Source organism: Clostridium frigidicarnis (assembly GCF_900111985.1).
Classification (GTDB): Bacteria; Bacillota; Clostridia; order Clostridiales; family Clostridiaceae; genus Clostridium_Z; species Clostridium_Z frigidicarnis.
Window position 1 is genome coordinate 18,553 of the sequence record NZ_FOKI01000006.1, and the last position, 19,513, is coordinate 38,065.

Sequence of the window (19,513 nt, forward strand, 5' to 3'; positions counted from 1 at the left end):
TCCGTTTTTTTCCTTAATAATAATAGAATTTAGTTTATTCAAAACAATAATTTTTTTCTTCCAAATATTAAATGTATGGAAGAAATCGTTTTATTATAGCAAGATCAACAATAGTTATATTAAGATATCAATGATATTGCACTAACGAAATAATAAAAGACTTCAATTAGATACAGAATGTTTATTAAAACTTATATATTAAAATTTTTTAAATATACAAATAATTTTATCCTAGAAAGAAAAAATAACCACTACAAACATATTAGTTTGTAATGGTTATTTGAATTTGAAATATATCTACTTCAGTAAGGAATATACTATTTAAGTAACTCAAGAATTTCTGGAGTCTTATTATAGTTTGTCCAGTATGTTTCACGATATGGAGTTAAAGTATGAATCCATTTACTTTCTGAATCTATATGAATTAATCTTTTAGCATTCATTATATCAAATGTTACTTGACCTGCTTCATCAGTTTTAGAAATATTTCTTTCATTTGCTAAATCAAAACCTGCAACTGCATTAGTTACATATGTGTAATCAATCATACTAAGCTTTTTACTATCATAACTAAAGGTGCTCTCAACCCATTGCCTAGCTTTGTCCATATTTAATCCAGTATTCTTTGCTCTTAAATAAATTAAAGCGCCATAAAAAGATTTCTCCATATTATCTCCTAAGTTGTTAAATGTTTTAGGAGTTGAACCAAATCCAGCACAATCTATTATTTTCCAAGATTTCACATAATCTTCTTGTGCTCCCATGGAAAATGCATAGTTTGTTGCTTGAATAGCTTTTTGAGAATCAGATAATGCTCTTAGACCTCTAACAGTTGTAGCAGTTTCATATTCTTTAGTACCACTAGTACCAGCAGAACCATTTTCAATTTTTGCATTAATATATTGTGCAATCATTGTTTCACTATATGCATATCCATAGTTTTTAGCAAAAGACATACCGCTACTAGCGTTGCCCATATCAATTGAATCTAAAAATGTAGTTCTATTATATAAAGCATTTAGCCACAACTCATGAGTTTCAGGCATATAATAGTATAAACAATATCCTACATAATTATTTTTATATGCATCTATATTTCCTCTTGCTTTTCCATCTTGTATATAATATTTTTGTGAAAAATAGTTTGCATGATTTATAATGTTAACTACTTTAGCCCCTTCTTCAGGATTTTTATTATATAACTCTATTGCCGCAGATGGTAAATTGTTTTGACATATTACATTATTACCTGTAACATCTGTTGTTGTTGCATTTAATTCATAAAATGGGTAGACTGGAATATTTCTTTCTATATTATTTGATGTATCTGTTGTTAATTCTGCTGCTAATACTGGTATTGGAGCTGTAGCAATCACCCCCAGTACTGCTAGTGATACCGCTATTGATTTAATAAATCCTTTTTTCATTAATGAATCTCCCCCTTAAAATATTTCCTTTTAATGGTACCATTTTTCTAATTATTTGTAAATAAATAAATTATTTACATACGCATTAAATAGAAAAAATATATAAAATATGTTGAAATATTTTATATAATTCTCAATAATATTTAGTAATACAGTTATAAAATTTTTATATTTCAAAAAATAAATACAATTGAAAATTCCTAACCTACACCTAGTAAACATTTTCAATTTCAAATCATCTTTAATCCTGATTTTATATGGCTTTCAGCTGATTAAAATTCTATACTTTCTTGTACACCTAAAAAAGCTACATTATTAAATCTCATATGAACTTAATAATATAGCTTACATCTATTCTAATATTTTTTACCATAATAAGTTCCTATTATAAACCATGCTACTAATTTTGCCATTAAAAGAAAAGATATAACGAGAGTTATAGTTCTATATCCTAAGAATCCACATATAATCACTGTTATAGTTTCAACCATAAGAAAAATTGAATAAACCTTACTACTAGTTTTTTCCCTTATAAATACTGCTCTCTCTTCATTTTTACATATCTCAACTTCTTCTACTTTCTTCGGATTTCTCATTGTTCTTATGCTATTAAATATTCCTATTATACCTACAACACCAAATCCACCAATCATACCTCCTAAAAAGTTAGTTGGCCCTTTACCTAAAAAAGAACATATTCCACATACTATACTAAAAATTAAAAATACTAGATAAAGAACTAAGTCTATTTTTAATTGTTTCATTTTTATTCCTCCTCAAATATAAATACTTTCTCAATGGTACTATTAAATATTACCGCTATCTTGTGTGCTAAACTTATTGATGGATTATATTTTCCATTCTCTAAAGATATTATAGTTTGTCTACTGACATTACATAATTTTGCCAGTTCTTCTTGTGTCATATCATTCTCGTTTCTTAAGTTTTTTATAATATTTTTCACATTTACCTCCTTAAAACACAAACTAATGTAAAGTTAGGTTTACATTTAAAGTATAGTTTACTTTACATTACATGTCAAGTTAGCTTTACATAAAATTATGAAATTAACATAGAATAAAGAGGCATGTAGTTTACTTTCACTACATACCTTAATTATTATATATAAATCTACATTTATGTTATGTTCTTCTTCCATATGAATTTATATAAATTAATCTAATGTGGTTATTATCCATCTATTGCTACTATTTTTTTAAATACTTTTACTGAACATACATACATTACCGAAAAAACAACAATACAAATAGCTATTGTTAAAAAATAAGTTTTTATAATACTAATTTTTAACAATTCACTTAATATATTTATTGCAAAATAACTGTGTAATAAAGCTAAACTAAGAGGTATAATATAAAATAATTTAACTTCTCTTTGTATAGCTTTATTTATATCTTCTTTTGCAATACCAATCTTTATTAACATATTATATTTATCTTTATCTTCACTAGCATCATTGTATATTTTCATATATATAATACTTCCTGAAGAAAGAATAAATACTAAGAACAAAAATCCTCCTATTGCATAAGCAAACTTCATCCATTTAATCCTGTCTAAATGTTCAACATAATAATAACCTCCTGTTGTCTTTTTGTCTATACTAGATTTTAAGTCATTCCATAAATCCTCTAATTTATATTCATCCTTAACCTTTATACCATAAAACTCTCCAGTCTTTCCCATTGGCTTTAGTTTTAAAAATTCTTCTTTATCTACTACTATCATATTTATATCTAATATACTTCCAAAAACTCCAGCATGTATTTTCTCACCTATATTATAAGTGTTATTTCCAATGTGATACTCTGTAGTGGGATTTCCAATTTCTATAGCTCCTAAATTTCCAGTTTTATATATATATGTTATATTATTTTTAGTTACATTACCTTCCCTTAAGGCTTTTAATACATTATCTTGACCTGTTATCTCTAATATTTTTACTACATCTTCATAATTTACAACTAAAACACTGTCATCATTTAACTGACCGTTAGTTGAAACATTTTTATCACAAAATACTACTGGACATTGAAATTCATATTTTATATCATTTTTCTCTTTTACTTTATTGTTTATTTTTTCTTTCTCTATATTTTCAGATGAAAAGAATGAGAATGTATACATTGAGTCTCTATTAACATACTCATCATGACTATATTTAATAGTTACCGCAGCTCCTAAGCAAGTTATTGTACTACATATTATTATGGTTACCATAGCATATACCTTATAGTTTCTTTTAAATCTATAAGCCATATTGTTTATACTAATTATATTTTCTCCTTTATATAAAATATCTTTTCTATTTGTTAAAAATTTAAATATAATAGGCATCATAGCTCCAAAAAAACCGTATGTACCTATAATTATTAAAATTACACTATACAGGAAATATTTCATATTAACTGATACTGCTTTAGTTGAATAATAATATCCTAGCGCTATCACCCCTATAGAAGCTATAGCTACAACATACATAACAAAATTTATTTTAGGCATTTTATCATATTTTTTACTTGCATTTAATAGTTCTATTATCTTACTTCTATAAATGCTTATAAAACCATGAGTTGTTACTATAAAGAATATTATTAAAAATGTTATAACCGTATAAATGATTGAATTAGGAGTAACATCAAATGAAACTTCTAAAGAATATCCAGCAATTTTTAATACTATCATTTGAAAAAACTTGGATAAGATAGCTCCTACAACAATTCCAATAACACAAGAAAATACTCCTATCATCATATTTTCAACAAAATATATTTTCCCAATAACAAAGGAATCTAGTCCACTAAATGCATAAATACCTATTTCCTTTTTTCTTTTTCTTAAAAATGTATTTGTTGAATACCAAATAAAGAAAAACATAAATACAATTAATATTGTCATTATTAATTTAATCATTATTTCACAATAATTTTCATTAATATCTCCTAAATATTTTAATGTATCTCCATATATAAAGGTTTCAAAATTAAATAAGATTATTACTGAAAAAATCATTGCAATAAAATACATTGTATATAACTTTATATTATTCTTAAAATTATTGAAGGCTATACTAAATATACTCATTATAGATTACCTCCAATAGAGGCTAACATGTCAATTATCTTTCCGTAAAACTCTTTTCTATTTCCTCCATTATTAAGTTTACATCTTACATTTCCATCACTAAGCATATACACTTCCTTAGAATAACTAGCTGTTAATGCATCATGAGTAACCATTATAATTGTTGCTTTTTCCTCTTCATTTACCTTTTTCAAACACTCTAACAAATCCGTTGATGACCTAGAATCTAATGCCCCCGTTGGTTCATCTGCAAAAATAACCTTTGGATTCGTTATTAAAGCTCTTGCTGCTGCTCCTCTTTGTTTTTGTCCGCCTGATAATTCATAAGGATATTTGTTTAAGTGATCATAAAGCCCAAATTTTTTTGATATTTTTTTAACACTTTCTTCTATATGTTTTGTCTTTTTTCTACCTAATGCCAGTGGTAAAGCTATATTATCCATTAGAGTCATGTTATCAAGAAGATTATAATCTTGAAATATAAAACCTATCTTATCTCTTCTTATTTTTGATAATTCTTTATTCTTTACTTTTGTAACGTCAAATCCATCAAGTAATATTTCACCACTGGTTGGCCTATCAATTGTAGACATTAAATTTAATAAGGTTGTTTTTCCTGCTCCTGAAGGTCCCATTATTGATAGAAATGCTCCTTCATTTACTTCTAAATTAATATTATTTAAAACCTTAGTTTTAAATCCCCTAATACCGTATTCTTTGCTTACTCCTTTTATCTTTAATATATTTTTCATCTCTTACCTCCAAATTAAACTTTAGGTACATGAAAGAAAATAACAAGTAAAACATACTGACTTGTTACTTTTTTGAATGTGCCTTAATTAAAGTTTAATACTTTTGTAAGTTATATTCTCTATGTTAACATTACTTTTTAATCTCTAATATTACATTTTTGAAACATACCTTTGCTATGTGAGTTTACTATGGGATTAAGATAGTCTGATATTTTATAAAAATGTATGTTTAATTCTGTGTACTCACCCTTTGAAGATTTAACTTCTACTTTATGCCCTAATTTATTTAAAATCTTTTTTGAAAAATATAATCCCATACCTGTTGATTTATATACATTATTTCTTCCATTATTCCCAGTAAAGCCTTTATCAAACACTCTTTCTAAATCTTCTACAACTATTCCAATTCCATTATCTCTTACTTTTAAAATTATAGAATTCTCTGTTTCTTCACAATAAAATTTTATTTCTCCATTTATTCCAACATACTTTATAGCATTACTTATAATTTGATCCAAAATATAAATTACCCACTTTCCATCAGTATAAACATTATAATCTAAACTATCTAATTTAATATCAATATGCTTCTTTATAAGAAAAAATGAGTTATTCTTAATTGACTTTTTAACTAAATTCTTTATATTGGTTTCTTTAATAAAAATATCTTCACATGAGCTAGTAGTTCTACTTCCATATAACATGGAATTAACTAAAAAATTAATTTTCTCTGTTTCACATTTTAAACTACTTGAAATCTCTAAATCATCAATCCGCTCAAGTATCATATTTAAAACTGATATAGGTAGCTTTATTTCATGTACCCACTTAGCTATATATTCATCTAAATCCACTAAATTATTTTCAATCTTTCTACATTCAATATTAATCTTATTCTCTTTTTCATCAATTACTCTTTTTATAATTTCTTCTTCTAAAGTTTGTCCAACTTCAAAGTCTCTAGAAACATCCTTATTTTCAATAACACTATTATATATATAATAAAATTTTTTCTTCCACTTTATATATTCAACAGTAAAAAAACATAAATAACATGTTACAATAACAAAATTTAAATAATACAGCTCACTGTATTTTCCTTGAAAAAAATTTGAAGAAACTAAGTACCCATTTAAAATTAATAATATACAAATAAAACAACTTAATTCTAATATTCTTTCCTTAAAGAATCTTTTTAAATTCATTATATTATGTATCCTATTCCTTTCTTTGTTTTTATGAAATCTTTAATTCCTATTTCTTTAAGTCTGTTTCTAATTCTATTTATATTTACAGTTAAAGCATTATCATTTACAAATTCATCATCTTCCCAAAGACTCATCATAAGCTTTTCTCTACTAACAACTTTTCCTTTACTTTTCATAAGTAATGCTAATATTCTAATTTCATTTTTTGTTAAATCTAGTTTATTATTTTTATAATTTATTTCACCTTTTTCAACATCTAAAATCAAATCCTCACAATATATAAGATAACTATTATCTTTACTATAATCATAAGTTCTTCTAAGTACAGCACTTATTTTAGTAATTAGTAGATCCTCTGAAAAAGGCTTTGTTATATAATCATCTCCCCCATTATTTATTCCCATTATTACATCCATATTTGAATCTCTAGATGATAAGTAAATTATAGGTGTCTTAGATACTTCCCTTATCTTAGAACACCAATAAAACCCATCAAAAAATGGTAAATTCACATCCATTATTACAAGATGAGGATTTGTATTTATAAACTCTTTCATTATATTTTGAAAATCATTTATTAGATTAACTTCATATCCCCACTTTTCTAATACTAATTTTATTTCTTTGCTTAATGCAATATCATCCTCTATTAGTAAAACACTTTTCATTTTTTATTTTCAATAAGAGATTACTTTTAACAAGTATTAATCCTTTACTGAATCTATCCCCCTTTTAATCAGTTATTTATATACACTATTTTTGATTATCTCTACAAATCTAGAAAACTCTTTATTGATTTTCTCTCTATTATTCATGATTACATTATAATTTGATCCATAAGTGGCCATTATTTTTTTACTAAACCCTTCTGATATATATAATAACATTTCAAAAACTGCTTTTACATCTACTTCTTCTTTGAACTTGCTATAATCAATATTTTCTAAAAGTAATTTATTGCTTATTTCTACATATCTATCATATTCACTTTTAAGTTCATCTTGAAAATCTTCAAACTTTACTCCAAAAGCTTCCATTGTAATTGTACTTTCCATAGGGAACTTTAATGCTAATTTAACCTTATATTCACAAATTTCAGCTATTCTTTCAAAAATATCATAGGATACACTTTTTATATCTTCTAAAAAAACTTGTTCTAACTCCTTTAAAGCTCTATTTACGACATATAAATATAACCTTCTTTTGTTTTTAAAATAATTAAATAATGCTCCTTTAGAAATTCCGGCTTCTTTAACTATGGTGTTTGTAGATCCTTTATCATATCCATTTTGGGCAAATTCCTTAAGAGCTTCCTTATAAATTTTATCTTCTTTCTCCTTTTGTAAATTTCCTTGAATCATATATTAAAAGTCCTTTCTTTCATATATTATCTTTCCTAAAATTAATGAAATAATTAAAGTAATAGCCATAACTATTAAATGACCACTACCTATTGATTTATCTATTACTACAGAATTTATATCTATATAGCTAAAAAAGCTAACATCCTTTAAAAAACTTAACGAGTCTGTTATATTTCCTAAAACAGATAAAATATAAGATAAAAATACAATACCTAATGCCATTCCTAATGATGATCTTAGCTTTTTAAAAAATACAGATAAGAAGTAACAAAGGTATCCAAATGTTAAATGTAGTATATAAGGAGATATACCAAGTAGTAAAACCACCTTCCCATCAACACTATTATTCGCAAATGAGTATATGCCTAAAGCCATAACACCACTTATAATTATATCAAATAGTGTAATTATGATGAAAAAACTAATAGCTTTTGATAAATATACTTCTTTTCTGGATATTGGCTTACTTAATAAATACTCACTAGTTTTTTGGTCTTCTTCCTTTACAAGTAATGATGAAGATAAATATACTGCATATATTGTACCTACTAAAGCTGTTGTTAAATGACCTTTGCTTGCATAAAAGCCCTCAATGGTATTCATATCTAAACTCTCCATGCCGAAAGCCTTAAGCAATGTCTGAGGCAATGATTTCATTAACTCATTCATTGCCTCCATATCATTCTTCATAGCTTCAAAAGAACCTATCATCATAATTACAACTAATGATATAATTATTGTCCATAAAATTAATCCTTTTATATTAGCTTTAAGCTCTCTTTTTATTATAGCTACCATATTATATCTCCCTCTCATAATATTTTAAAAATACTTCTTCTAATGTTGGATTTTCAATTGTTAAATCATTAAAATCCCCTATTAATATTTCTTTTAAAAGACTTCTATCATCTCCACTATAGTTAAAAGAAATTCTTCCATTACTTTCTTTATAATCCCAAATATTATCTATATTTTTTATATTTATGTTTTCAGTAATTAAAGATACCCTTTTAAAATTAATTTCTCTTAAGGAATCAATTTCATCAACCTTTATTAAATTCCCATTTTTTATTATTCCAACCCTATCACATAGTCTTTGAACTTCACTTAATACATGAGCTGAATAAATTATAGTTTTCCCTCTAAACTTTAACTGTTCTAATATTTTAAAAAACTCTTCCTGAATTAATGGATCAAGACCTCCCGTTGCTTCATCAAATATAAACAAATCACCATTAGAAAGTAGTGTATCTATTATTCCCACTTTTTTTCTATTACCGTAAGATAAATCTTCTATTTTTTTATTTAAATCTAACTGTAATCTTTCTGCTAAATCTTCAATTTTCACTTCTTTATTTTTATATAATTCTTGAGAATATTTTAATAACTCCTTAACTCTCATATCTCCGTAAAAATTACATTCCGATGGAAGATACCCTATACGTTTTCTTATATCCTTTTCTCTTCCCTCTATTTCTTCTCCAAATACTTTTATTTCACCACTTGTTTTTTTAATAAGTCCTAGTATAGCTCTTATTGTAGTAGATTTACCTGCTCCATTTGGTCCTATTAATCCAAAAACCTCTCCCTTATTAACATTAAAAGAAATATTTTCTACCCCTTTACTTTTTCCATAATATTTTTTCAAGTTAATTATCTCTAGAACTTTTCCCAATATTAACACCATCCTTATTTTAATGACCACTTGGTCATATTATATTAAATTTTGACCGAGTGGTCAATAAAAATTTTGTGTATTATTTTTTAATTTATTATTGTTGTTAAATAAAAAAAGACATGTAAATTCAAATGAAATTTACATGTCTTTTGCTAGTGATATTTTATTATTAATTAATGCACATTTAAAAATAATACTTCAGTATTCTAGTTTGTTTCGTGTCATCTTTGACTTATTCTTTTCTTTCATATTCCTAAATCTTTTACAACCTCTCCAATAATTTTTATTCCTTTTTCTATATCCTCTTCATTCACCCTTGAGAATCCTATCCTTATAGTTTCTGACCCATTTCTATTGTTATAAAAAACATCTCCTGGCATAAAAACTACACCTTTTTCGTAACAATGCTTTAGAACTTCTCTTCCATTAACCCCTTTAAGTTTTATAAAAATGTGAAGACCTCCTTCACCTAATATATACTCATGAGGAATATGTTTTTTTACTTGTTCTAATGTAAAATTGTATTTATCTTTATAATGCTTTCTAACCTTTTTCATGTATCTAGTAAATGCTCCACTTTCCATATATTTGTGAAACATAGCTTGATCCAAAAAAGAACAATGTATGGTTCTTGCTCTTTTTACACTTTCTAAATTATCTATAAGTTTTTCATCAGCTAATATCCATCCTATTCTTAATCCTGGAAAAAGTATCTTTGAAAAGCTCCCTATATATACAATTCCATTGCCTTTCATACATAGAGATGCTAAAGGCGGTACATGGGAACTTGAATACAATAATTCCTCATTAAACCCATCTTCTAATATTGGAACTTTGTATTTTTCACAAATTTTATATACTTGGTGTCTCTTTTCACCCTTCATAACTATTCCAGTTGGATTATGATATGACGGTATAAGATATAATAATTTAGGTGGATTGTTTTTTAGCGTTTCTTCTAATATTTCTATGTCAATTCCATCACTTTTCATAGGAATTGATAATATATCTAATCCATGACACTTCATTATTTTTAGTGCTGTATTATGTGTAGGTTCCTCACATGCTATAATATCACCCTTTTCAGTTAGTGAGCTTAATAATATATCAAATCCTTCTGTAAAACCATTGGTTATTAATATATCTTTCCCCTCTACATCTACACCTTTTTTTTGCATATATCCCTTAATATATTCAATTAAAGGCTTATATCCCTTTGCATATCCATAGTTCAGTAGTTTTTCTCCCTCCAAGGAAAACACATTTAAAAAGCATCTTTTGAACTCTTCTAAATCAAACAAACTTTCATCTGGGGCAATACTCTTAAATGAAATCATTCCCTTTTTCCAAGGAAGTTCAGTTTTTATTATATCTAGTTCCTTGCACTTACTCCCATAATCATTAATCATATTTTCCCAATCTATAGTAAGGTCGCCATTAACAACCTTTGATTCTATGGATACAAAAGTACCCTTTCCTTTTAAGCTTTTTATGATTCCTTCACTTTCTAAATTTTCATAAGATATCACCACTGAATTCCTACTTATTCCAAGTAATTTACTTACTTCTCTAGTTGATGGCAACTTACTTCCCTTTTGTAAAATCCCTTTTTCTATATTGTCCTTTATATGCTGTTCTATTTGTAGGTGTATCTTTTCTTCGCTATTAATTTTAAATGATGAAAAAATCAAAAATCCACCTCCATTTTATATATAATTTCTTATTTTCGTAACTTCTCCATTTTCTATATACACTCTAGGAACCCTTTGCTTAAGCATACAAATAATCTCATAATTAATTGTACCCATCATTTCTGCTATATCATCTGCAGTTATTTTTAAATCTTCATATTCTCCTATTAAGATAACTTCATCTCCTACCTTAACTTCTCCAACATCTGTTATATCTATCATGCATTGATCCATACAAATTGATCCTACTACCTTTGCAAATTTTCCATTTATTATAACTTTAGCTTTTCCACTTAAAAGTCTTGAATACCCATCTGCATAACCTATTGGTAATGTGGCTATTATGCTTTCTCTTTCAGTTTTAAAAGTTTGACCATAACTTATATACATGTCCTTATCTAACTTTTTAACATAAGCAACTTTAGTCTTTAATGTAAGAGGAATTTTTAATGATAATTTTTCTTTTTTTACATGATTAGAAGGATAGTATCCATATAATATTATACCAGCTCTTACTCCATCTAAATAGGTCTCTTCTAAATCTATTATAGCACCACTATTAGCCGCATGCTTTAGTGGTATATTAATTCCCTTAAGTAAAAGTCTATTGTAAAAATCTTTTAACTTAAAAAACTGCTTATGGGTATAGTCTTTATTTTCGGCATCTGCAGTTGCAAAATGGGTAAATATTCCTTCTACTATAAGCCCATCTAAAGAGCATATTTCCATCACATCATTAAAGCTTTTCTCATTTGGTAAAAATCCTAGTCTTCCCATTCCTGTATCTAAGGCAATGTGAACCTTAGCTTTTTTGCCTATTTCCTTTGCAGCTTTTGAAAGTTCTTTTGCATATTCTAAATTATATACTGTTTGCTCTATGTCATATACGATAATATCTTTTGCAAAATCTATAGGAGTATATCCTAAAATCATCATAGGAGCTTCAATGCCAGAATTTCTAAGTTCAATAGCTTCCGTTATAACTGCTACTGCTAATTTTGTAGCACCATTATCTAATAGTACTGGAGCCACATCAATAGCTCCATGTCCATAAGCATCAGCTTTGATTACTCCTATTATTTCTTTATCTTTAACTAGGTTTTTAACTTGTCTCATATTATAAGCAATTGCATCTAAATCTATTTCAGCCCATACAGGTCTAATATTTATATTTATATTCATCTATTCGCACCTCTAATTTATTTTTTATTTTCTATATTTAAGCTACAATAATTATCTCTATTTTAATGGCACTAAAAACTAAACTTCTAATAAAATTATACAATAACCTTATCTTAACAAAAGTTAGTTTACATAGGGCATATTCAAAAAATAGCAAGTCACTATGCTAGTCTATATCAATAATCATTTTATCTAATATTCATCAAGTCTATATTACAAACAAGAAACAAAATCCCCCCTTATTCTCACTTTCTAAAAGTTGTTATTATTCAAAGTTTGTCATTTTCTCTATAATACTATTATAAGAAAATACTATATAAAAAGAAGAACCACTCCCTTGTTAATTTCACAAAGTAGTGGTTACCCTAACATGTATAATCTATATTTTTCTCTAAATATAAAAGCATAGCCAACTAAATATCTTTTCTTTAATCTTAAATTAGAAATTCATTAATCTTATCACCCATGACTTTTATTTTGTCTTTTAATATTTACAAATATAATTTGTCACTTAATTAGTTACCTTTATAAGAACTTTTTAAAGCTACTATCTTATTAAAGACTAGTTTATCATCATTACTTAATTTAAAATCTTTTATAAAATATCCATGTCTTATAAATTGGAATCTTCCTTCATATCCTAAATCAAGTGCTGCACTTTCAACAAAAGCATTGTTCTTTATTTCAATGGAGTTCGGATTTAGAACCTCAAACAGATTATCACTTGAAGGAACCTCTGTGAATAAGCTATTAAAAATCCTTATATCACAAGGAGTCCCATGTTCTTGGCTTACCCAATGAATTGTTCCCTTTACTTTTCTTTTTGTGAATCCAGTTCCACTTTTTGTTTCAGGGTCATAGGTGCATCTTAATTCTGTTATTATTCCATTCTCATTTTTTATTACTTCATTACATTTAATAAAATAACCATGCTTAAGTCTTACCTCACCATTAAGGATTAACCTATTATATTTCTTAGGTGGATTCTCACTAAAATCTTCTCTCTCAATATATAAGTTCTTAGTAAATGGAATTTTTCTTTTTCCCATTTCTTCATTTTCAGAGTTATTGTCTCCATCCAAATATTCAATATAATCATCTTGTAAATTTGTAACAACAACTTTTATAGGATCTAAAACCGCCATAATAGAAGGTGCTTTACCTTTTAAGTCTTGCCTTAATGAATGTTCCAACATTGCTACATCTACAACACTTTCACTTTTTGACACTCCTATTTCTCCTAAAAAGTTTATAATAGATTCTCTTGTATATCCTCTTCTTCTTAAGCCTTTTATAGTTGGAAGTCTTGGATCATCCCACCCATCTACAGTTTTGTTTGCTACAAGTGCTTTTAAATATCTTTTACTTGTAACAACTCCGCTTAGATTCATTCTTCCAAATTCTATTTGTCTTGGTTTATTTTTTTCTAAATCTAATTCATTTATAACCCATTCGTATAAAGGTCTATGATCCTTAAACTCAGCTGAACATAAAGAATGTGAGATACCCTCTGTATAATCTTGTATTGGGTGAGCATAATCATACATTGGATAAATGCACCATTGATCCTTTGTTTTATAATGAGGAGTATATGATATTCTATATATAACAGGATCTCTCATATTCATATTGGGGCTTTCCATATCTATTTTAGCTCTTAATACTCTTTCCCCTTCTTTGAAACATCCCTTTTTCATTTTATAAAACAAATCTAAATTTTCTTCTATAGTTCTCTCTCTATAAGGACTATTTTTACCTTTTGTAGTTAATGTTCCTCTAAATTCTCTTATTTCATCACTACTTAAATCACAAACATAAGCTTTTCCTTTCTTTATAAGATATATAGCATACTCATAAATTTCATTTCCATAATCTGAACCATAAAACAGCCTATCTTCATAGTCAAATCCTAACCACTTCATGTCATCTTTAATTGATTCAACAAACTCAATATCCTCTTTTTGAGGATTTGTATCATCAAATCTTAAATTAAACTTACCATTATACTTTTTAGCTAAAGAATAACTTATATTTATTGCATAAGCACTTCCTATATGAAGATATCCATTTGGCTCTGGTGGAAACCTAGTATGAATCTCTTTACATACACCTTCTTCTAAATCTATCTTAACTAGTCTATCTATAAAATTTAAATTTTCCTTATCATTACACATATTATTTTCCTCCAAATTTCATATTTTATTTTTTTGAATGTGCCTTAGCAGTTTAATATGGTTTTAAATCCTATATTTAAAGAAACTGTTACATTGTATATTCTTTTCATATAAGATTCTTCATTTGATACTTCGCTGGTAAATTTGAAGGAAGCTGAAACTTTTTAAAGAGAATATTTTTCCTGCCCCATTTAATCACATCCTCATCTTAATTTTGCACTTTTCTGGAAGTTGAAAATCTTAGATTTTCTTGAAAATTATTTTTTATTTTAGAAATCTTCCTAAGAAGATTACATCCTTCACTCTCAACTTTCCACATTCCACTTTCACATTTAAAAAAGACTATACATATTCAATGTTTATTAAAGCTATCAACAGATACAACTTCATTATAAATTCTCAATTTTCAATTCAAAAACCCTTTAACCCTAGGTTTTATCAGCATTTTAGAATTAAAATTTTCTATAATTTTCTATACAATAAAAAACTCCCGCCCTTAAGATTATAAAATCTTAAGGACGAGAGCTAACTTTCGTGGTGCCACCCTAATTTATTAATATGTTACCATATTAACCTTTTCAAGTACTGTACCTTATTTAAATACTTATACTCTAGTTCTGTAACGTGAACAAACGTCATATCATCACTTTAAATTAAAGATCCGTATGAAGCTCAGAGTCTTGTTTCAATAAGTCATTCTTTACTCTTTTTCAGCTACCAGAGCTCTCTTTAAAAGAATTTTCTTATTTACTTTTCTCATCATAGCAATAAAATATATTATTAATTTATATCTATTTTCTTATAAAAAGTATTTTAACCTCTAAAGTTAATTAATATACTTTTTATATAAATGTGAATTCTATCTAATTAACAAGATTATATAAGATAATTCTTTTTAAGTCAACAAGCTTTCTCTAAATTTGTAATTCTCAAAGCTATTATTTTCAATGAAAACAAACAAAAACTTTAAAATTCATAAATAAATCTTCTAAAACTTATCACTTCAAAATTATCAATTTAATCTTATCACTTGGAAAGCTTTGAAATAAATATTTTTATTTATTTAGGATAAACTAAACTTGAATTACAAAAAAGAATAGGAGAAAATGCAAATGAAAAAATTTTTTACAGTTTTAGTAACACTTTTACTATCCCTTACTTTATTAATGACACCTTATAAAGTTCAATGTGCTGAAGATAAATCTTCTAAAGAAACATGTTTTAGTAAATCTCAGGTTGATTTAAAAATGTCAGAAAGAAAACTTTGGAGTGACCATGTATTATGGACTAGAAATTTTATAATAAGTGATTTAGCATCCCTTGAAGATAAAGATGCTGTTTTACAAAGGCTTCTTAAAAATCAAGATGATATTGGAAATGCAATTAAACCATACTATGGAGAAGAAGCTGGAAATAACCTTTCAAAGCTTTTAAGAGAACATATTACAATTGCCGGTCAGGTTGTTGATGCTGCTAAAAACGGAAACAAAAAAGACCTTGAGAAATACAATAAAGACTGGTATGAAAATGCAGATAAGATTTCTGAGTTTTTAAGTAGTGCAAATCCAAACTGGTCCAATAAAGATTTAAAGGATATGTTATACAAACACTTACAATTAACTACAGATGAAGTTCTCGCTAGATTAAATAAGGATTGGAAGGCAGATATAGCTGCTTATGACAAAGGAGAAAATCATATGCTTATGTTTGCTGATATGCTTTCAAACGGAATAATGAAACAATTTCCTGAAAAGTTTAAATAATTATATTTACTTATTGTAATTTGAAAATTTTAGAATGAATACTTATCAAAATTACATAAAAATTTTCTTAACAAAAAAGTTTCTATGAAAACAATAAGTTTTCATAGAAACTTTATATTTTTATATAACATATCTCCATTGATATGTTATTTTTTACACCATCTTAATGTTAGATAAATTAATATTATTTAATTTTTAGAACTTAGCCCTTTATTGATGTGCCACAATATTCACATTCTCCTACTGTTCCTTTTAGAATTGTGTTATTAGCTCCACATCCGTTACATGCAACAACAACTTTTTCTTGTTCTTGTTTATTGCTTTGTGTTTTAATGTTTTCCTGTGATTTTTTATTTAATAATCTTACTTCTCTATTTGCATCATCTATATAAGCATCTTTAAAATAGCCTCTACTAATCATATCTTGTAAATCCTTAACAACTACTTCATAAGACACTTGCACTGTTGCCGCAATATTGTCAATAGAAGTTACCCCTTCAGTATTAATTATAGCATTATATTTTTGATATTTAATTGAATATTGTTTTAATTTATTACTAAATATAAATACAGCTACTCCTCCTAAAATTAAAAATATCATAGGACCTATAACATTTTGGTTTGGATTCTGTTCTGGCGGAGGAGTCAAAGCTCCAAATATACCTATTGCAACTAGGCCTAAAGCTAATTTTTTCATATTGCTTGTAACATTAATAGATAAGTTTTCTTCATGGAATTTCTTATTTAAAAAATATAATCCTAAAGGCCATAAAAAGATTGTAACAAATATTATAAATGCCCAACTTTTAGGCTTGTCATTTGATTTTTCACCCAAATTATTCATATTATTCTTTTTTTCATTTCTCATTTTTACATTATTCAAAACAAACTTCCTCTCCAATTTATTTAACGTATTAAAAACTTCCTCTTTTTGATTTTAAGACTATTGTATTTCTTTCCTTTATTAATAATAAAATTTGTGATAATGAATTCTTTATTTCTTTTTCATCATTGAAGTAGTCTACCATTTCATAGATCTTATTTATTCTCTCATAAATTTCGTTATCTTTTCTGTATTCTGTTGAAGCTTTATCACTGTACTTTATAGCTTCTAAAATTTTATTTAAATCATCCTTATAAATTTGACAATTGGGGTTAGCTAACAACTTATATATTATATTTTCACACTTATCAAACCAGGATATTTCTAAAGACCCCTTAGATACTTTTGAACTAAATTTAGATAAAAACATTATTATTACTAATAATATAAATAGAGCACTAAACTCAATTATAATAAATAAACCTACATTGTTTATTAGTACTCCTTTTAAAAATAAATATAAAATAAATGTTACAACCCAATATATACTTAGGGATGAAATTAAACTTACCTTAAAAATTGATTTAGATTTTGAAGTAACAGTATACAAAACTCCAATTATAACCACAACATCACTAATTAATTTAAATAATAATGATACATAATCTATAGCTACTTTTGCACCAATTTTATCTCCGGTAAAAAAGTTAACTAATTGAAATATTATTATACTTAATCCAATTAAAAGAATTATGGATAACCTATTCTTTTTTGTCATAATCTTCTCCTTGTTTACTTATATCAAAGTTTATTACCACACTCTGAACAAAACTTTGAATCATTTTTGATCTCAGCATTACACTTAGAACATTTTTTTATAAGAGAAAAACCGCATTCGATACAAAACTTAGCATTATTGTTTTCTATGATATTCCCACATTTTGGGCAGGGTCTTGGCATTTCAAAGCCACATTTTGGACATATTGACATTCCATCTGGAACATCTTCCTTACACTTAGGACAAGGATTATATACTCCTCCGCATTGAGGACAGAACTTCATATTATGCCCTATCTCACAACCACATTTATCACATTTTATCTTAACATCATTGTTCTTCTTTTCTTCCTTGTTAATGCTTGTGTCATATCCACACAAACTACAGAAACGCTTTTCACTTTCCATTTGATTTTTACAATTTGGACACACTTTTGTTGCATATTTTGTGTTAAGATTTTGTGATATTACTCCAATTTGGTTTCCTAGTGCTCCTCCTACAACTGTGCCCATTCCTAATCCAATACTTGCTCCTAACATAGATGCCTGAGCACTTCCTGGATTAGTTGCAGCCCCTTCCAATGTATCAAAAGAACGTTCTTGAACATAATCATATCCAACTATATCCATTTCAGCCTTTTTGGCCAGTGCTGCCTTTAATTTACTAACCGCTATGTCATCCTCTGGAACATTTATGTCATTCACATAAAAATTAACTAGCTTCACACCATATTCATCCATTACTGGCGATATACTTTCTTTTAAGTATTCAGATATTTCTTCTAAATAAGCATTAATTTCTAAAATACTAATCTTCTTTTTTATAAAAAAGCTAGATATAGCATCTTTGACTTTTGTTAAATATAATCCTTTAAAATACTTTATAATACTTTCCTTACCAAATACAGACAATGTACCCACAAGCTTTCCCAAAAACTTTCTTGAATCATCTATTTGTATTCCAAATTGTCCAAAAGAACGGACTGGAACAAATAATTTATATTTTGGATCCTGTATTTGTATAGGCGTTGGCGTACCCCACTTAATATCAAGTGAGTAAGCTTTATTAACATACCATACCTCAGCTGTGAATGGTGACTCTCCTCCAAATGGTAAGTTTATTATATTATTAAGTAATGGAATATTTGCAGTATCTAATATATGTCTACCTGCTGCAAACAAATCAAATGCTTGTCCCCCTTTATAAAGAATAGCTTCCTGTGATTCATTTACTATTAACTGAGTCCAGTTACCTAAATCTTCACTTGGGTATTTCCAAGCAAACACATCTGGACCCCCATTATACTTTACAACTTTTATCATTCCCATAAAAAGCACTCCTTAACTATAAGTCTATTTATTATATAAATCATCTTATATAATTTATCCAATAGCCATCTTATTAAAAATGTTAAATATTTTTTAATTTATGCCTAAAGATTATTATGATGTTTGATAAATTTTACTCTCTATTTAAAGAAGGATTTATTTAAATTTACTTCTTTTGAATAAAATCTACTTTATCTTTATTATATTATACCCACTATTTTCTTATGTTTCAATATTTAG

The 19,513-nt window shown here is 26.7% G+C and carries 17 protein-coding genes and 1 other annotated feature; of the genes, 1 reads left to right on the top strand and 16 read right to left on the bottom strand.

Annotated elements, in window-relative coordinates:
• Window positions 1-317 precede the first annotated feature (317 nt).
• From BM119_RS04800 to BM119_RS04860, 13 genes are all read right to left on the bottom strand, one after another.
• Window positions 318-1,427: a hypothetical protein gene (locus BM119_RS04800; RefSeq protein WP_090039380.1), complete on the bottom strand. Its 1,110-nt coding sequence runs from the start codon at window positions 1,425-1,427 to the stop codon at window positions 318-320.
• A 356-nt stretch (window positions 1,428-1,783) separates the two neighbouring features.
• On the bottom strand, window positions 1,784-2,191 hold the full coding sequence (locus BM119_RS04805) for a hypothetical protein (protein ID WP_090039382.1): 408 nt from the start codon (window positions 2,189-2,191) through the stop codon (window positions 1,784-1,786).
• Between the two features lie 2 nt (window positions 2,192-2,193).
• Window positions 2,194-2,391 carry a helix-turn-helix transcriptional regulator gene (locus tag BM119_RS04810; RefSeq protein WP_090039383.1) on the bottom strand — a complete coding sequence of 66 codons (198 nt, stop codon included), beginning with the start codon at window positions 2,389-2,391 and terminating at the stop codon, window positions 2,194-2,196.
• 227 nt (window positions 2,392-2,618) lie between these two features.
• Window positions 2,619-4,532 (bottom strand): FtsX-like permease family protein, encoded by a 1,914-nt coding sequence (locus tag BM119_RS04815; protein ID WP_090039385.1) that lies wholly within the window; start codon window positions 4,530-4,532, stop codon window positions 2,619-2,621.
• Window positions 4,532-5,284: an ABC transporter ATP-binding protein gene (locus tag BM119_RS04820; protein ID WP_090039386.1), complete on the bottom strand. Its 753-nt coding sequence runs from the start codon at window positions 5,282-5,284 to the stop codon at window positions 4,532-4,534. Before BM119_RS04820 ends, BM119_RS04815 begins: the two co-directional genes overlap by 1 nt.
• Window positions 5,285-5,421: 137 nt before the next feature.
• Window positions 5,422-6,489 (bottom strand): sensor histidine kinase, encoded by a 1,068-nt coding sequence (locus BM119_RS04825; RefSeq protein WP_090039388.1) that lies wholly within the window; start codon window positions 6,487-6,489, stop codon window positions 5,422-5,424.
• Window positions 6,489-7,160, bottom strand: coding sequence for a response regulator transcription factor (locus BM119_RS04830; protein ID WP_090039390.1), 672 nt, complete (start codon window positions 7,158-7,160; stop codon window positions 6,489-6,491). The genes BM119_RS04825 and BM119_RS04830 overlap by 1 nt, the downstream gene beginning before the upstream one ends.
• 72 nt (window positions 7,161-7,232) lie before the next feature.
• The gene (locus tag BM119_RS04835; RefSeq protein ID WP_090039391.1) at window positions 7,233-7,853 is read right to left on the bottom strand and encodes a TetR/AcrR family transcriptional regulator; all 621 of its coding nucleotides are present in this window, start codon (window positions 7,851-7,853) and stop codon (window positions 7,233-7,235) included.
• Between the two features lie 3 nt (window positions 7,854-7,856).
• A complete protein-coding gene (locus BM119_RS04840; RefSeq protein ID WP_177199313.1) occupies window positions 7,857-8,654 on the bottom strand; it encodes an ABC transporter permease subunit in 798 nt (265 codons plus the stop codon).
• Between the two features lies 1 nt (window position 8,655).
• Window positions 8,656-9,531: an ABC transporter ATP-binding protein gene (locus BM119_RS04845; protein WP_242948320.1), complete on the bottom strand. Its 876-nt coding sequence runs from the start codon at window positions 9,529-9,531 to the stop codon at window positions 8,656-8,658.
• A 248-nt stretch (window positions 9,532-9,779) separates the two neighbouring features.
• The gene (gene pdxR / locus BM119_RS04850) at window positions 9,780-11,225 is read right to left on the bottom strand and encodes a MocR-like pyridoxine biosynthesis transcription factor PdxR (RefSeq protein ID WP_090039396.1); all 1,446 of its coding nucleotides are present in this window, start codon (window positions 11,223-11,225) and stop codon (window positions 9,780-9,782) included.
• Window positions 11,226-11,240: 15 nt separating this feature from the next.
• Window positions 11,241-12,407, bottom strand: coding sequence for an alanine racemase (alr, locus tag BM119_RS04855; protein WP_423230997.1), 1,167 nt, complete (start codon window positions 12,405-12,407; stop codon window positions 11,241-11,243).
• A gap of 515 nt (window positions 12,408-12,922) precedes the next feature.
• The gene (locus tag BM119_RS04860) at window positions 12,923-14,581 is read right to left on the bottom strand and encodes a glutamine--tRNA ligase/YqeY domain fusion protein (protein WP_090039398.1); all 1,659 of its coding nucleotides are present in this window, start codon (window positions 14,579-14,581) and stop codon (window positions 12,923-12,925) included.
• A 511-nt stretch (window positions 14,582-15,092) separates the two neighbouring features.
• Window positions 15,093-15,353: a binding site (T-box leader), on the bottom strand.
• A 340-nt stretch (window positions 15,354-15,693) separates the two neighbouring features.
• Here BM119_RS04860 and BM119_RS04865 point away from each other — a divergent pair.
• A complete protein-coding gene (locus BM119_RS04865; protein WP_090039399.1) occupies window positions 15,694-16,344 on the top strand; it encodes a glycosyltransferase in 651 nt (216 codons plus the stop codon).
• Between the two features lie 202 nt (window positions 16,345-16,546).
• Here BM119_RS04865 and BM119_RS04870 read toward each other — a convergent pair whose 3' ends face one another.
• The 3 genes from BM119_RS04870 to BM119_RS04880 are packed head-to-tail and all read right to left on the bottom strand — an operon-like array spanning window position 16,547 to window position 19,273.
• On the bottom strand, window positions 16,547-17,212 hold the full coding sequence (locus BM119_RS04870) for a hypothetical protein (protein ID WP_177199314.1): 666 nt from the start codon (window positions 17,210-17,212) through the stop codon (window positions 16,547-16,549).
• 46 nt (window positions 17,213-17,258) lie between these two features.
• Window positions 17,259-17,945 (bottom strand): hypothetical protein, encoded by a 687-nt coding sequence (locus tag BM119_RS04875; protein ID WP_090039403.1) that lies wholly within the window; start codon window positions 17,943-17,945, stop codon window positions 17,259-17,261.
• A 23-nt stretch (window positions 17,946-17,968) separates the two neighbouring features.
• Window positions 17,969-19,273, bottom strand: a complete 1,305-nt coding sequence (locus BM119_RS04880; protein ID WP_090039404.1) for an SPFH domain-containing protein — start codon at window positions 19,271-19,273, stop codon at window positions 17,969-17,971.
• Window positions 19,274-19,513 lie beyond the last annotated feature (240 nt).